14 protein-coding genes are annotated in these 14,297 nt (G+C 71.2%); 8 read left to right on the top strand and 6 right to left on the bottom strand.

Annotated features, from left to right (window positions below):
* Positions 1-1,122: a phosphoserine transaminase gene (gene serC / locus IRX98_RS15075; RefSeq protein WP_224278108.1), complete on the bottom strand. Its 1,122-nt coding sequence runs from the start codon at positions 1,120-1,122 to the stop codon at positions 1-3.
* Positions 1,123-1,232: 110 nt separating this feature from the next.
* Between serC and IRX98_RS15070 the strand changes: the two genes are divergently transcribed.
* Positions 1,233-1,715, top strand: coding sequence for a GNAT family N-acetyltransferase (locus IRX98_RS15070; protein WP_224278106.1), 483 nt, complete (start codon positions 1,233-1,235; stop codon positions 1,713-1,715).
* Positions 1,716-1,736: 21 nt separating this feature from the next.
* Here IRX98_RS15070 and IRX98_RS15065 read toward each other — a convergent pair whose 3' ends face one another.
* Together IRX98_RS15065 and IRX98_RS15060 are read right to left on the bottom strand one after the other, a co-directional pair.
* Positions 1,737-2,042, bottom strand: coding sequence for a transcriptional regulator (locus IRX98_RS15065; RefSeq protein WP_224278104.1), 306 nt, complete (start codon positions 2,040-2,042; stop codon positions 1,737-1,739).
* Positions 2,039-2,488, bottom strand: coding sequence for a hypothetical protein (locus IRX98_RS15060; protein ID WP_224278102.1), 450 nt, complete (start codon positions 2,486-2,488; stop codon positions 2,039-2,041). Before IRX98_RS15060 ends, IRX98_RS15065 begins: the two co-directional genes overlap by 4 nt.
* 178 nt (positions 2,489-2,666) lie before the next feature.
* On the opposite strand from IRX98_RS15060, the gene IRX98_RS15055 reads away from it, so the two are divergent.
* Positions 2,667-3,293, top strand: coding sequence for a VldE C-terminal domain-containing protein (locus IRX98_RS15055; protein ID WP_224278099.1), 627 nt, complete (start codon positions 2,667-2,669; stop codon positions 3,291-3,293).
* A gap of 29 nt (positions 3,294-3,322) precedes the next feature.
* Positions 3,323-3,691 carry a thiol-disulfide oxidoreductase DCC family protein gene (locus IRX98_RS15050; RefSeq protein WP_224278097.1) on the top strand — a complete coding sequence of 123 codons (369 nt, stop codon included), beginning with the start codon at positions 3,323-3,325 and terminating at the stop codon, positions 3,689-3,691.
* Between the two features lie 3 nt (positions 3,692-3,694).
* Here IRX98_RS15050 and IRX98_RS15045 read toward each other — a convergent pair whose 3' ends face one another.
* The gene (locus tag IRX98_RS15045) at positions 3,695-4,801 is read right to left on the bottom strand and encodes a citrate synthase 2 (protein ID WP_224278095.1); all 1,107 of its coding nucleotides are present in this window, start codon (positions 4,799-4,801) and stop codon (positions 3,695-3,697) included.
* A gap of 80 nt (positions 4,802-4,881) precedes the next feature.
* On the opposite strand from IRX98_RS15045, the gene pdxH reads away from it, so the two are divergent.
* From pdxH to IRX98_RS15020, 5 genes are all read left to right on the top strand, one after another.
* The gene (pdxH, locus tag IRX98_RS15040; RefSeq protein WP_224278093.1) at positions 4,882-5,529 is read left to right on the top strand and encodes a pyridoxamine 5'-phosphate oxidase; all 648 of its coding nucleotides are present in this window, start codon (positions 4,882-4,884) and stop codon (positions 5,527-5,529) included.
* A gap of 10 nt (positions 5,530-5,539) precedes the next feature.
* Positions 5,540-7,273 carry an ABC transporter ATP-binding protein gene (locus tag IRX98_RS15035; protein ID WP_224278202.1) on the top strand — a complete coding sequence of 578 codons (1,734 nt, stop codon included), beginning with the start codon at positions 5,540-5,542 and terminating at the stop codon, positions 7,271-7,273.
* A 74-nt stretch (positions 7,274-7,347) separates the two neighbouring features.
* Positions 7,348-9,270: an ABC transporter ATP-binding protein gene (locus IRX98_RS15030; protein ID WP_224278201.1), complete on the top strand. Its 1,923-nt coding sequence runs from the start codon at positions 7,348-7,350 to the stop codon at positions 9,268-9,270.
* 544 nt (positions 9,271-9,814) lie between these two features.
* Positions 9,815-11,407, top strand: coding sequence for an MDR family MFS transporter (locus IRX98_RS15025; RefSeq protein WP_308045121.1), 1,593 nt, complete (start codon positions 9,815-9,817; stop codon positions 11,405-11,407).
* The gene (locus IRX98_RS15020) at positions 11,404-11,847 is read left to right on the top strand and encodes a MarR family winged helix-turn-helix transcriptional regulator (RefSeq protein ID WP_224278091.1); all 444 of its coding nucleotides are present in this window, start codon (positions 11,404-11,406) and stop codon (positions 11,845-11,847) included. The genes IRX98_RS15025 and IRX98_RS15020 overlap by 4 nt, the downstream gene beginning before the upstream one ends.
* A 15-nt stretch (positions 11,848-11,862) precedes the next feature.
* Here IRX98_RS15020 and IRX98_RS15015 read toward each other — a convergent pair whose 3' ends face one another.
* Together IRX98_RS15015 and IRX98_RS15010 are read right to left on the bottom strand one after the other, a co-directional pair.
* Positions 11,863-13,476, bottom strand: coding sequence for a glycoside hydrolase family 13 protein (locus IRX98_RS15015; protein WP_224278089.1), 1,614 nt, complete (start codon positions 13,474-13,476; stop codon positions 11,863-11,865).
* 34 nt (positions 13,477-13,510) lie between these two features.
* Positions 13,511-14,296 (bottom strand): hotdog family protein, encoded by a 786-nt coding sequence (locus tag IRX98_RS15010; RefSeq protein WP_224278087.1) that lies wholly within the window; start codon positions 14,294-14,296, stop codon positions 13,511-13,513.
* Between the last annotated feature and the right edge of the window lies 1 nt (position 14,297).

Raw genomic sequence — 14,297 nt, 5'->3', positions numbered from 1 at the left:
TCAGCTGCGGGCGACGACGTGGTCGATCGCGGCGGTGAGCTTCTCGACGTCGGAGGGGTCGATCGCGGGATACATCGCGATCCGCAGCTGGTTGCGGCCGAGCTTGCGGTAGGGCTCGGTGTCGACGATGCCGTTGGCGCGCAGGGTCGCAGCGATCGCGGCGGCGTCGATGGAGTCGTCGAAGTCGATCGTGCCGATCACCAGCGAGCGGTCGGCGGCCTCGGTGACGTAGGGCGTCGTGTAGGCGGTGCGCTCGGCCCATCCGTAGAGCGCGTCCGACGACGCCGTGGTGCGGTCGACCATCGCCGACAGCCCGCCCTGGGCGTTCATCCAGTCGAGCTGCTCGGCCATCAGGAAGAGCGTGGCCACCGACGGGGTGTTGTAGGTCTGGTTCTTCGAGGAGTTGTCGATCGCGGTCGGCAGGTCGAAGAACGGCGGGACGTAGCGGTCGGTCGCCGCGATCTCCTCAGCGCGGGCGAGCGCACGCGGCGACATCAGCGCGATCCACAGGCCGCCGTCGGAGGCGAAGCACTTCTGCGGGGCGAAGTAGTAGGTGTCGACCTGGTGCAGGTCGACAGGCAGGCCGCCGGCGCCGGAGGTCGCGTCGACGAGCACCAGCGCGTCGTCGGCGACGTCCGCCGGACGGCGTACGGGCGCCATGACCGCGGTGGACGTCTCGTTGTGCGCCCAGGCGTAGGTGTCCACGCCCTCCTCGGCGACCGCGTCGGGCCGCGAGCCCGGCTCGCTGGTGATGACGCTGGGGTCGGCGAGCCACGGCGCCTTCCTGGCCGACGTGGCGAACTTCGAGGAGAACTCGCCGAACGACAGGTGCTGGCTCTTCTCTCGGATCAGCCCGAAGCAGGCGATGTCCCAGAAGGCGGTGGCGCCGCCGTTGCCGAGCACCACCTCGTAGCCCTCGGGCAGGTCGAAGAGGGCGGCCAGTCCCTCGCGCACCCGGCCGACGGTCTTCTTGACCGGGGCCTGCCGGTGCGAGGTGCCCATCAACGTGTCGCCGGTGGCGGCGAGGGCGTCGAGGTGGCTGGTCTGGATCTTGGACGGACCCGCGCCGAAGCGGCCATCGGCCGGGATGAGCTCGGCGGGGATCTTCATTGCGTCGGTCATGGAGGAACCTCACGTGGGATCACGGTGGAACACGGAACGGCGGTCCTGACGACGCTGTCAGCGCGCCTATTGTGTCACCCGCTCACACAGGCACACGAAGGGGACCACAGATGGAGACCGACCTGCAGGTGGTGCGGGTCCCGATCACCCACCCCGACGCGCAGGCCCTCATCGAGGCGGTGCAGGCGGAGTACGTCGCGCGCTACGGCGGCCAGGACGAGTCGCCGATCGACAGCCGCGACTTCGAGGACCCGCTCGGGCAGTTCTACGTCGGCTACCTCGACGGCACCCCCGTCGCGACCGGCGCGTGGCGCCGCAGCTCGGTGCGCGCGCTCGGGGCGGAGGTCACCGCCGAGGTGAAGCGGATGTACGTCGTCCCGACGGCGCAGCGTCGCGGTGTGGCGCGCCGGATGCTCGCCCACCTCGAGGTCACTGCGGCCGAGGCCGGCATCGAGGCGATGGTGCTCGAGACAGGGATGAAGCAGCCCGAGGCCATCGCGCTCTACACGTCCTCGGGCTACGAGCCGATCCCCGGCTTCGGCTACTACTGCGGGTCCGAGCTCAGCCGCTGCTTCGGCAGGCGCATCACGTAGGAGCTCAGGGGCAGGTCGGCGTCAGCCCAGCATGGCGCGCAGCGCGTCGCGGTGTCGGCGGTAGGCCGCCGTGCCGCCGGCCGTCGCCTGGTACGAGGTCACCCCGCCCCGGCCGCGGCCGGACTTGCGGATGGTGAGGTAGCCGGCGGCTTCCAGGGTTGCGGCCTGCTTGGACAGGTCCGAGTCGCTGACCGCGAGGTGATCGCGCAGGAAGCCGAACTCCGCGAACTGCGAGCCCTCGAGGACGGCCATGATCGCCAACCGCTTCGGGGCGTTGAGGATCGGGTCGAGCCCGTCGAGAGCGGAGCCCGTGGCCGCGGGGGTCATGCGAGCCTCCGGCGGACCCGCTCCGCGTCCGCGGCGTAGACGCGGCCGTACAGCTCCACCGCTCCCGCGGTGGCGATCCCCGCCGCGAGTGCGGCAATCCATGCGCCGGCTGCGAAGTAGACGGACGACGACAGGATCGCGACGGCGAGCGAGAGAGCCACCAGCGCCCAGGTCGAGCGTCGCAGCTCAGGAGGCATCGGGCCGCTGGGGTAGACCGCGCGACGCTGCCGGTCCCACGCGACGTAGGCCCACGGCGCTGTGATGAGCGCGAGTGTCGCCAGGCTTCGCGGAGACCCGTCGAGCAGTGCCAGTGACAGCACGAAGGCGCTGGCCCAGATGCCGAAGGCGGGGGGCTGCCACCGGTCGTAGTCGGCGAAGTGCAACCAGCTCGCGGCCTCGCCGCGCTCGATCTCGCGGAGCTGTCTCCGAGCCTCATCGCTTTCCATTCCGGAAACTTTAGTGGCTACTTTCCATTGCTGCAAGTGATCGCGCCGGCGCGATTCGGAACCATGTGCCGGCCCGCGAACTACACGAGTGATCTTCTGGCGATCGCCGGACGCGGGGTGACCGGACGCCTACTTTCCTGTGAACCATGCGATCTCAAGGGGAAGGTGGGGCGTTGTGATGCGAGCGTTCGTGCGCGTGGCAGCGTGCCTGCTGCTGGTCGTGACGGGCGTCGCGGCCGGCATGGTCGGTGCGGTCGCTGCGGACGACAGGACCGCCTCCGCCCGCGGAACCGTCACGTCATCAGCGCCGTACCTCATGCCGATCGAGCCCTACGCCGGCTACCAGCCGCAGACCAGGTGCCTCCAGACGCCGAGGCCCGGTGTGCTGCTTCTCGCCGACTGGCTCGTCGCCCGCGGGGGCGGCTACGGCCCGATCAGCCGCGCGTGCTCCCGCTCGAGCACCAGCGAGCACCAGGAGTCACGTGCGTTCGACTGGTTGCTCGACGCCGAGGACCCGGTCGACCTGGCGCTGGCGCAGGCACTGCTCGACGAGGTCCTCGCCCCCGACGACCTCGGCGAGCCACACGCACTCGCTCGCCGGATGGGCATCATGTACATCATCTGGAACGACCGGATGTATGCCTCCTACGACGGCTTCGAGCCGAAGCGCTACCTCAGCTCGAGCTGCCGTACGAAGCGGTCCTGCTCGCCGACGCTGCGGCACCGCGATCACCTGCACGTCTCGCTCACGCGCAAGGGCGCGCGCGGCAGGACCTCCTGGTACTACGCCCAGCAGACCGACTGAACCGAGGACCTACGCCGTACGCTCGAGGAATGGAGCGTGGACTGATGCTCAACGACGGCGACTGTGGCTTCTGCATGCGCACCGCCGCCCTGGTCCCGCGGCTCGGGGTCGACATCGACGCCTCGACCATCCAGGAGGTCGACCTCCAACGGCTGGGGGTGGACGCCGAGCGAGCGGTCGTCGAGATGCCGTACGTCCATCCGGACGGTCGCGTCGACTACGGGCACCGTGCCTTCGCCGCCATCCTCGCCACCGGACCGCTGCACTGGCGCGTCGTCTCGCGCGTCATGACGAGCCGCCCGGTCGACCCGGTCGCACGCCGCGCCTACCACTGGATCGCGGCCAACCGGTCCCGCCTGCCGGGCGGGACCCCGTCGTGCTCAATCGAGCCGCGCTGACCCTCAGGCCCCCCAGGCCTCGTCCCAGCCCTGGACCTCGCTGGCCGGACGGGTGCTCGGACCGGCGTAGACCGCCGACGGGCGGATCAGGCGACCGGTGGTCTTCTGCTCCAGGATGTGCGCCGACCAGCCGCCGGTGCGCGCGCAGGTGAACATCGAGGTGAACATGTGCGACGGCACCTCGGCGAAGTCGAGGACGATGGCCGCCCAGAACTCCACGTTGGTCTCCAGCACGCGGTCGGGGCGCCGCTCGCGCAGCTCGGCCAGGGCCGCCTTCTCCAGCGCCTCCGCGACCTCGTAGCGGGGGGCGTCGAGCTCCTTGGCGGTGCGGCGCAGCACCCGGGCGCGTGGGTCCTCGGCGCGGTAGACGCGGTGGCCGAAGCCCATCAGGCGCTCGCCCTTGTCGAGCAGCTCCTTGACGTAGGACGAGGCGACGCCGTCGCGCTTCTCGACCTCCTCGATCATGCCGAGGACGCGCGAGGGGGCGCCGCCGTGGAGCGGGCCGCTCATCGCGCCGATGGCGCCGGAGAAGGCCGCCGCGACGTCGGCACCGGTCGAGGTGATCACGCGCGCGGTGAAGGTCGAGGCGTTCATGCCGTGCTCGGCCGCCGACGACCAGTAGGCGTCGATGGCGTGGGCGTGCTTCGGGTCCGCCTCGCCGTGCCAGCGGATGAGGAACTTCTCGGCCAGCGTCGTGCCCTGGTCCACCTCTGCCTGCGGGACGACCGGCCTGCCGAGGCCGCGCGCGGACTGGGCGGCGTACGACAGCACCATCACCGCGACGCGGGAGAGGTCGAGGCGGGCCTGCTCATCAGAGATGTCGTAGGTCTGGCCCATGCCGAGCATCGGAGCGAGCATGGCGACGCTGGCCTGCACGTCGGCGCGCACGTCGCCGGTGTGGATGGCGATGTTGTAGGGCTCGGCCGGCGGGAGGCCGGGGGTGTAGGAGCCGTCGACCAGGAGGCCCCAGACGTTCTCGAACGGCACGCGGCCGACGAGGTCCTCGATGTCCACGCCGCGGTAGCGCAGCGCCGAGCCCTCCTTGTCGGGCTCCGCGATCTGGGTCTCGAACGCGACCACGCCTTCGAGGCCGTGCTGGATCTCGGTCATGGGTGCTCCTTCAGGATTCGGGAGTCCCGGAAGAACCGCACGGGACGGCTCATTGTGCACCCCGGCGATACTGTCAGCGTATGGACCTCTCCGGACTGCGCGAGGAGTACGGCCGCGGGGGTCTCGACCTCCTCGACCTGGCCGGCGACCCGATCGAGATGTTCGAGCGGTGGCTCGAGCAGGCCGTCGCGTCCGGCGTCCACGAGCCCAACGCGATGGTGATCGCCACCGCCGACGCCGCCGGCCGGCCCTCCAGCCGGATGGTGCTGCTCAAGGGCGTGGGCCCGGACGGGTTCGTCTTCTTCACCAACCACTCCTCGCGCAAGGGCGGCGAGCTCGCGGCCAACCCGCACTGCGCGCTGCTCTTCCCGTGGCACCCGCTCGAGCGCCAGGTGCGCGTCGAGGGCGTCGCGGCACGGCTGGCGCACGAGGAGGTGGAGGCCTACTTCCACTCCCGCCCGCGCGGCGCCCAGCTCGGGGCCTGGGCCTCGGACCAGTCGCGACCGGTTGCCTCGCGCGCCGAGCTCGCGGCGGCGTACGCCCGGGTGCAGGAGCGCTTCGGTGCCGACGAGGCCGACGGCGAGGTGCCGGTGCCGCCGGAGTGGGGCGGCTACCGCGTCACGCCCGACGTCGTGGAGTTCTGGCAGGGACGGCCCGGGCGGATGCACGACCGGCTGGTCTACCGCCGTGACGGCGAGCGTTGGGACGTCGTACGGCTCGCGCCGTGAGGAAGACCTGATGCTGCTCCGCCTGGTCCGCACCTACCTCCGGCCGTACGCCGCACCGCTGGGCGCCGTCGTCGCCCTGCAGTTCGTCGGCACGATGGCCGCGCTCTACCTGCCGAGCCTCAACGCCGACATCATCGACCGCGGCGTCGTCACCGGCGACACCGCCTACATCGTGAGCCACGGCGGGCTGATGCTCGCGGTCTCGCTCGTGCAGGTCGTCTGCTCGATCGCCGCGGTGTGGTTCTCCGCGCGCAACGCGATGGGCTTCGGTCGTGACCTGCGCGCCGCGATCTTCCGCCGCGTGGGGTCCTTCTCCGCTCGAGAGGTACAGCACTTCGGCGCCCCGTCGCTCATCACCCGCGAGACCAACGACGTCCAGCAGGTGCAGATGCTCGTGCTCATGGGCGGCACCCTGATGGTCTCCGCGCCGATCATGATGGTCGGCGGCATCATCATGGCCGCCCGCGAGGACATCGGACTGTCGTGGCTCGTCCTCGCGGTGGTGCCGGTCCTCGGGGTCTCCATCGGCCTGATCGTGCGGCAGATGGTGCCGAGCTTCCGGCTCATGCAGGAGCGCATCGACGAGGTCAACCGGCTGCTGCGCGAGCAGATCACCGGCGTACGCGTGGTGCGTGCCTTCGTGCGCGAGGAGCACGAGACCGCCCGCTTCGCCGATGCCAACGCCGAGCTGACCGACGTGGCGGTCCGCGCCGGCCGCTGGCAGGCGGCGATGTTCCCGACGGTGATGATCGTGGCCAACCTCGCCACCGTCGGCGTGCTGTGGTTCGGCGGCCACCGGGTCGAGGACGGGCAGATGCAGGTGGGCGCCCTGACCGCCTACATCTCCTACCTGATGCAGATCGTCATGTCGGTGATGATGGCGATGTTCATGCTGATGATGGTGCCGCGCGCCTCCGTCTGCGCCGAGCGCATCACCGAGGTGCTCGACACCGACTCGTCGGTCGTGCCGCCCGCCGACCCCGTCACCGACCTGCCCGACCGGCTGGCCCTCGAGCTCGACGCGGTGACCTTCGCCTACCCCGGCGCGGACGAGCCGGTGCTGCGCGAGGTGTCGCTGCGGGCCTCGCCCGGGGAGACCGTGGCGATCGTCGGCTCGACCGGTGCCGGGAAGTCGACCCTGGTCAACCTGGTCCCGCGCCTCTTCGACGCGACCGGGGGAGAAGTGCGCCTCGGCGGCGTCGACGTACGCCAGCTGGAGATGGAGACGCTCTGGTCGCGGCTGGGGCTGGTGCCCCAGAAGGCCTTCCTGTTCCGCGGGACCATCGCGGACAACCTGCGCTACGGCAAGCCCGACGCCACCGAGGACGAGATGTGGGAGGCGCTCGAGATCGCCCAGGCCCGCGAGTTCGTCGAGGCGATGCCCGAACGGCTCGACGCCGAGGTGGCCCAGGGCGGGTCGAGCCTCAGCGGCGGCCAGCGGCAGCGGATGGCGATCGCACGAGCGGTGATCCGCCGGCCCGACATCTACCTCTTCGACGACTCCTTCTCCGCCCTCGACCTCACCACCGACGCGCGCCTGCGGGCCGCGCTGCGGCCGGTGACCCGCGACGCGACGGTGGTGATCGTGGCGCAGCGGGTCGCGACCATCCGGCACGCCGACCGGATCGTGGTGATGGAGGACGGCGCCATCGTCGGCACGGGCACCCACGAGGACCTCCTCGAGACGTGCGGGACCTACCGCGAGATCGTCGAGTCCCAGCTCACGGCCGAGGAGGTCGCGTGAGCGACGACGACAAGGGCACGCTGAAGGAGACCGAGCGCGTCCAGACCGGACCCGGCGGTCCCGGCCGCGGTCCGATGGGCGGGGGGATGATCGGCCAGAAGGCCGACACGTTCTGGCCCTCCCTCAAGCGGCTCCTCGCCCGGCTGCACCCGGAGCGGCGCAAGGCGTACGCCGTCCTGGTCCTCACGGTCGTCAGCGTCGTCGCCACCGCCGTCGGGCCGTGGATCCTGGGCCGCGCCACCGACCTGATCTTCGCCGGGCTGCTCGGCAGGGACGTGCTGAGCGGCGACGTGACCCAGGAGCAGGCCGTCGAGGCGCTGCGGGCGCAGGGCGAGGACGACCGGGCCGACATGCTCGCGTCGATGACGCTCACCGACGGCGTCGACTTCTCCGCCGTGGCCGACGTGCTGCTGCTCGTCGTCGCGGTCTACGTCGCCGCCTCCCTGCTGGCCTGGCTCGGCGGCTACCTCCTCAACGACGTCGTGCAGGGCACCGTGCTGCGGATGCGCTCGGAGGTCGAGGACAAGGTCCACCGGCTGCCGCTGGGCTACTTCGACAAGCAGCCGCGCGGTGAGCTGCTGAGCCGCGTCACCAACGACATCGACAACATCAGCCAGACGCTCCAGCAGACGCTGAGCCAGATGCTCACCTCGCTGCTCACCGTGGTCGCGGTGCTCGGGATGATGTTCTGGATCTCTCCTCTGCTGGCGACGGTCGCGCTGGTGTCGGTGCCGATCTCGATGTGGGTCACCGGCGCGGTGATGAAGCGCTCGCAGGGCATGTTCATCCAGCAGTGGCGTCGCACCGGCACGCTCAACGCGCACATCGAGGAGACGTTCTCCGGCCACGCGATCGTCAAGGTCTTCGGGCGCCAGGCCGAGGCCGAGCGGGTCTTCGCCGAGCAGAACGACGAGCTCTACCAGTCCTCCTACGGCGCGCAGTTCGTCAGCGGCCTGATCATGCCGATCATGATGTTCGTCGGGAACCTCAACTACGTCGTGATCGCGGTCCTCGGCGGACTGCGGGTCGCCAGCGGCACGATGTCGCTCGGCGACGTGCAGGCCTTCATCCAGTACTCCCGCCAGTTCACCCAGCCGCTCACGCAGGTCGCCTCCATGCTCAACCTGCTCCAGTCCGGCGTCGCGTCCGCTGAGCGGGTCTTCGAGCTGCTCGACGCCCCCGAGGAGTCCGTCGAGGAGCAGGGTCGCCCGGCGCTCGCCGCCGACGCGCACGGCGAGGTCCGCTTCGAGGACGTGTCGTTCTCCTACGACCCCGAGCGCCCGCTCATCGAGGGCCTGTCGCTGGTGGCCCGGCCCGGCAGCACGGTCGCGATCGTCGGTCCCACCGGCGCCGGCAAGACGACCATGGTCAACCTGGTCATGCGGTTCTACGACCCGCAGTCGGGCCGGATCCTCATCGACGGGGTCGACATCGCGTCGGTGCCGCGCGGGGTGCTGCGGGGGAGGATCGGGATGGTGCTGCAGGACACCTGGCTCTTCGCCGGCACCATCCGCGACAACATCGCCTACGGCCGGCCCGACGCCAGCGAGGAGCAGGTGCTCGAGGCCGCGCGCGCGACCTTCGTCGACCGCTTCGTGCACTCGCTGCCCGACGGCTACGACACGGTCATCGACGAGGACGGCTCCAACCTGTCGGCCGGTGAGCGGCAGCTGGTGACCATCGCGCGCGCCTTCCTGTCCGACCCCGCGCTGCTGATCCTCGACGAGGCCACCTCCTCGGTCGACACCCGCACCGAGCTGCTGCTGCAGCACGCGATGGCGGCGCTGCGCTCGGACCGTACGTCCTTCGTGATCGCGCACCGGCTCTCCACGATCCGCGACGCCGACCTGATCCTGGTGATGGAGTCCGGGTCGATCGTCGAGCAGGGCTCGCACGAGGAGCTGCTGGCGTCCGGCGGCGCGTACGCCCGCCTCTACCGGTCGCAGTTCGAGGCGGCGGCCGAGGAGTCGGTGGAGGAGCCGGGCTTAACCCGTTGAGCGACCCCGCGCGCCGACGTACGCTCGAGTCACACAGAAGGGAGGTGATCCGAGGAATGAGTTCTTTTCGGATGAGTGAGGTGGCTGCCCGCTAGGCAGCCCGGTCCGCCGACAGCTGCCGGCGAATCCACTGCAGCCACCCGACCCGCAGGCTCCCGGTGTCATCCGCCGGGGCTTCTCACGGAGCAGCAGGCCTGCGGGTCGCTGCATTTCCGGGGGCTTGCGTGCCTCGGTGTCGACCTGCGGTCGGCCCCACGCGGGGTAGTCCAGTGACGGTTGGCCGTCGTGCGGGCTTAGTCCAGTGACGTATGGCTGCCAGGAGGCCGTCCCCACGACCATCCCTCACTGGACTACCTCGGGGCCAAGCCGAGTCGGCACCCCGCGCGACACGCCCGGGATGCGGGTTGAGTCTCTGTGCGACTCAACCCCGAGGACGCTCGTGTGGCCCTCGTCTCGTTCCGCCCGGGTTGGCGGCGTACGTCTCGCGGCATATGGTTGTGGTCAACAACTATTGCGATCAGCAACCACGAATCGAAGGCACGCAGTGACCCAGGCTCCCGCCACCAGCACCACCGCCGAGCAGGCCGGGGAGATGACGCACCGCCAGGTGCTCGAAGCCCTCAGCGGGCTCCTCCTCGCGATGTTCGTCGCGATGCTCTCCAGCACGATTGTCAGCAACGCGCTGCCGACCATCGTCGACGACCTCCGGGGCAGCCAGACCGGCTACACCTGGGTGGTCGTGGCGACCATGCTCGCGATGACGGCCACGACGCCTATCTGGGGCAAGTTCGCCGACCTCTTCGACAAGAAGCTGCTGGTGCAGACGGCGCTGGTGATCTTCTCGGTCGGCTCGCTCATCGCCGGCTTCGCGCCGTCGATGGAGGTGCTGATCGGCGCCCGAGTCGTGCAGGGCCTCGGCGTCGGCGGCCTGACCGCGCTGGTGCAGGTCGTCATCGCCACGATGGTCTCGCCGCGCGAGCGGGGTCGCTACAGCGGCTACATCGGTGCGGTCTTCGCCCTCGCCACGGTCAGCGGTCCGCTCGTCGGCGGCGTCCTGGTCGACACCGTCGGCTGGCGCTGGTGCTTCTTCGCCGGCCTCCCGGTCGCGGCGCTCGCCTTCGTGGTGCTGCAGAAGACGCTGCGCCTGCCGGTGGTCAAGCGCGAGGTGTCCATCGACTACCTCGGTGCCTTCCTCCTCGTCGGCGGTGTCTCGATCCTGCTGATCTGGGTCTCCCTCGGCGGCATCAACTTCGACTGGGTCTCGTGGACCAGCGGGCTGCTCGTGGCTGCCGCCGTGGTCGTGACGGCCGCAGCCATCCACGTCGAGGCCAACGTCGCCAAGGACCCGGTCATCCCGCTGCGCCTGTTCAAGGACCGCACGCTGACCCTGGCGACGATCGCCTCGGTCCTGATCGGTCTGGCGATGTTCGGCTCGACGGTCTACCTCAGCCTCTACTTCCAGCGCGCCAAGGACATGAGCCCGACCGGGGCCGGCCTGATGTCGATCTGCATGGTCGGCGGGCTGCTGGTCTCGAGCATCCTCAGCGGCCGCATCATCACCGCCACCGGCCTGTGGAAGCGCTGGCTGGTCGGCGGCATGGTCGCCGTCATCGTCGGCATCGGCCTGCTCGCGACCATCGACGCCACCACACCGCTGTGGCAGACCGGGATCTACATGGCCGTCCTCGGCCTCGGCCTCGGCGCCACCATGCAGAACCTCGTCCTCGCGGTGCAGAACACGATCGCCCTGTCCGACATGGGCGCCGGCTCGTCGGTCGTCGCGTTCTTCCGCTCCCTCGGCGGCTCGGTCGGCATCGCCGCGCTCGGTGCCGTCCTGGCCCACCAGGTGGCGGACGCGGTGAAGAGCGGCCTCAGCGCGCTCGTCGCCGCCCGCCCCGAGCTCGCCGAGCAGGTGGGTCACCAGACCGGCGGCGTGCCCGACGTCTCGACGATGCCCGCGCCGATCCGCGCGATCTTCGAGAGCGCGTACGGCGACGCGACCGGCCACATCTTCCTCGTCGCGCTGCCCTTCGCCGTCGGCGCGCTGATCGCCGTGCTCTTCATCCGCGAAGTCCCCCTGCGCACCTCGGTGAAGCGCGAGGATGAGCTCGTGGCCGACGCAGCGCTCGACGCATGAGCACCCGCAACGACGACCTCCGCAGCATCGAGGCCGAGGTCGGCACGCTGATCCGCCGCGTGAAGCGGGTGATGGGGGAGCGGGCCCGCGAGGTGCACCCCGAGCTCCACCCGATGACCTACTTCATGCTCACCCACCTCGCGACCCACGGGCCGCTGCGGGGAGCGGACCTCGCCGACGCCTTCGGCATGGACAAGGGCGGCGTCAGCCGTCAGGTGCAGTCGCTGGTCGACCTGGGGCTCGTCGAGCGCAAGCCGGCGCCCGAGGACCGCCGCGCGATCCTGCTCGACGCGACCGACGAGGGTCGCGAGCGGCTCGACGCGATGAGCCGCAGCCGCCGCGACCGCTTCGACGGGCGCCTGGCGGAGTGGACCGACGAGGAGCTGTCGTCCTTCGCGGCCCGGCTGGCGGCGTACAACCAGTCCCTGTCCGACGACTGACGCCGGCCCGGGGGGTCAGCGCAGCCAGGCAGCCGTGTCCGGCGGCAGCTTGTCGTCGACCGGGCCGCTGGCGAGCAGCAGCTCGCCCTCGGGGAGCTCGGCCGCGGTGTCGCCGCAGTTGAGCACCACGGTCAGCGGGCCGCGGCGGAAGGCCAGCACGTCGGCGCCGAGGTCGACCAGCTCGACGTCGTCACCGGCCGTCCAGGCGAAGTCGCGGCGCACCCGCAGCGCGTCGCGGTAGAACGCCAGCGTGGACGCGGAGTCGGCGGCCTGGGCCTCGACCGTGAGCGCCGACCAGTCCGCCGGCTGCGGGATCCACGGCTGCGCGGAGCCCGGGCCGAAGGCGTACGGCGCCTCGGTGCCGCCCCACGGGATCGGCACCCGGCAGCCGTCGCGGCCGACCTCGCCGGTGCGCAGGTAGGACGGGTCCTGCCGGTGCTCCGGGGCGACGTCGACCTGCTCGAGGCCGAGCTCCTCGCCCTGGTAGAGGTAGCTCGAGCCGGGCAGCGCGAGCATGGTCATCGTGGCCGCGCGACCGCGGGCCAGGCCCTGCTCGCCGCCGCCGTAGCGGGTGACGTGGCGTACGACGTCGTGGTTGCTGAGCACCCACGTCGGCGAGGCGCCGACCGGCTCGACCGCCGCGAGCGTGCTGGTGATGACCTCGGCGAAGCCCTCCGCCGACCAGTCGGTCAGCAGCCACGCGAAGTTGAAGGCCTGGTCGAGCTCGTCGGGGCGCACGAAGGCCGCCATGGACTCCGGCGTCTGGGTCCAGGCCTCGGCGACGGCCATCCGGTCCGGACCGGCCTCGTCGAGCACCCGGTGCCAGGCGCGGTAGACGTCGTGGACCTCGGGCTGGTCCCACATCGGCTCGTCCTTGAGCTCGCGCGAGACCATCGAGTGGTCGCTGTTGACCTGGCCCGAGCTGGTCGTGCCGCCCTCGGCGACGACCTGGTCGCGCAGGCTCGCCTCCTTGAAGAGGCCGTGCGCGACGTCGACGCGGAAGCCGTCGACACCGCGGTCGAGCCAGAAGCGCAGCACGTCCTCGAACATCGCGGGGACCTCGGGGTTGCGCCAGTCGAGGTCGGGCTGGGTGGAGTCGAAGAGGTGGAGGTACCACTGGCCGTCCTCGACCTGGGTCCACGCGGGGCCGCCGAAGACGGAGCTCCAGTTGTTGGGCGGCGTGCCGTCCGGCTTGTCCTCAGGGGCGTCGCGGAAGAGGTAGCGGGCGCGCTCGGGGCTGCCCGGGCCGGCGGCCAGCGCCGCCTGGAACCACTCGTGCTCGTCGGAGGTGTGGTTGGGCACGAGGTCGACCACGACCCGCAGGCCCAGCTCGTGGGCGCGCGCGATCAGCGCGTCGGCGTCCGCGAGCTGGCCGAACAGCGGGTCGACGTCGCGGTAGTCGGCGACGTCGTAGCCGTGGTCGTGCTGCGGGGAGGTGTAGAACGGCGTGATCCAGAGCGCGTCCACGCCCAGCTCGGCCAGGTGCGGCAGGCGCGAGGTGATGCCGGGCAGGTCGCCGACGCCGTCGCCGTCGCTGTCGGCGAAGCTGCGCACGTAGACCTGGTAGACGACGGCGTGACGCCACCAGTCATCGCGTCCGGCGGGGATTGGATCGTTCAAAGCGGCCATGCCCACCATCCTCTCAACACGGGGGGAGGGTCGGTCAAGCCGGCGTCTGACCGCCGAACATCGCCGGGTCGACCGCGATCCAGGTGTGCTCGGCGCTCGCCACCACCCGGCCGTCGGCGTCGTAGAGGGTCGCGGCGGTGAAGGTCTTGCGACCCTCCTGCCCCCGTCCCTCGCCGACCACCACGTGCGCCTCGCCGATCACCGGCAGCGCGTCGACCCGCGCGGTCATCCGCCCGAGGACCATCAGCCGCTCGCTGAGGTCACCGGCCCAGCCGCCGATGCAGTCGAGCGCCGCCCACGTCGCTGCGACCGAGGCGCGCGGCACCTCGTCGGCGTACGTGTGCCAGTCCTCGTGGAGGCTCGGGTGCGGCGTCCAGGTCGCGGCGGTCAGGTCGCCGTCGCGGCCCGCGCCGACCCGGCCGGGGAAGATCCGCAGGCCGTCACCCTCCTCGCGGTCGGTGCCGCACACGAAGCAGGTGGGGAAGGGGTGGAAGGCCAGTCCGGGGTACGCCGACTCGGCGGCCGCGGCGACGTCCGGCCCGACGGGCGCCACCTCGGTGAGCGCCCGGTCCACCCGGTGCGCCGTGGCGACCGGGGCGCCGTCGACGGACGCCGTGGCGACCGCACCCTCGACCTCGACGTGCAAGGGGGTGTCGAGGGGAGGCGGCCGCCGCAGGGACACCTCGATCGCCGGCCAGTGACCGGCGTGGTCGTCGGGTGCGTCGGTGTCGTCCAGCGCGGCCAGGGCGCCGGCGGTCCAGCCGCCGTTGCCGGAGTCGGGCGGGCCGCAGAAGCGTCGCGGCACGATCAGTTCGCTCACC

This window comes from Nocardioides lacusdianchii, from assembly GCF_020102855.1.
GTDB classification, from domain to species: Bacteria; Actinomycetota; Actinomycetes; order Propionibacteriales; family Nocardioidaceae; genus Nocardioides; species Nocardioides lacusdianchii.
The sequence above is the reverse complement of the archived record's forward strand: the minus strand, read 5'-3'. Positions and strand labels throughout refer to the sequence as shown.

Excerpts from the sequence above, each read along its gene's own strand:
- serC (WP_224278108.1), bottom strand. The coding sequence starts at position 1,122 with ATGACCGACGCAATGAAGATCCCCGCCGAGCTCATCCCGGCCGATGGC.
- IRX98_RS15070 (WP_224278106.1), top strand. The coding sequence starts at position 1,233 with ATGGAGACCGACCTGCAGGTGGTGCGGGTCCCGATCACCCACCCCGAC.
- IRX98_RS15065 (WP_224278104.1), bottom strand. The coding sequence starts at position 2,042 with ATGACCCCCGCGGCCACGGGCTCCGCTCTCGACGGGCTCGACCCGATC.
- IRX98_RS15060 (WP_224278102.1), bottom strand. The coding sequence starts at position 2,488 with ATGGAAAGCGATGAGGCTCGGAGACAGCTCCGCGAGATCGAGCGCGGC.
- IRX98_RS15055 (WP_224278099.1), top strand. The coding sequence starts at position 2,667 with ATGCGAGCGTTCGTGCGCGTGGCAGCGTGCCTGCTGCTGGTCGTGACG.
- IRX98_RS15050 (WP_224278097.1), top strand. The coding sequence starts at position 3,323 with ATGGAGCGTGGACTGATGCTCAACGACGGCGACTGTGGCTTCTGCATG.
- IRX98_RS15045 (WP_224278095.1), bottom strand. The coding sequence starts at position 4,801 with ATGACCGAGATCCAGCACGGCCTCGAAGGCGTGGTCGCGTTCGAGACC.
- pdxH (WP_224278093.1), top strand. The coding sequence starts at position 4,882 with ATGGACCTCTCCGGACTGCGCGAGGAGTACGGCCGCGGGGGTCTCGAC.
- IRX98_RS15035 (WP_224278202.1), top strand. The coding sequence starts at position 5,540 with ATGCTGCTCCGCCTGGTCCGCACCTACCTCCGGCCGTACGCCGCACCG.
- IRX98_RS15030 (WP_224278201.1), top strand. The coding sequence starts at position 7,348 with ATGGGCGGGGGGATGATCGGCCAGAAGGCCGACACGTTCTGGCCCTCC.
- IRX98_RS15020 (WP_224278091.1), top strand. The coding sequence starts at position 11,404 with ATGAGCACCCGCAACGACGACCTCCGCAGCATCGAGGCCGAGGTCGGC.
- IRX98_RS15015 (WP_224278089.1), bottom strand. The coding sequence starts at position 13,476 with ATGGCCGCTTTGAACGATCCAATCCCCGCCGGACGCGATGACTGGTGG.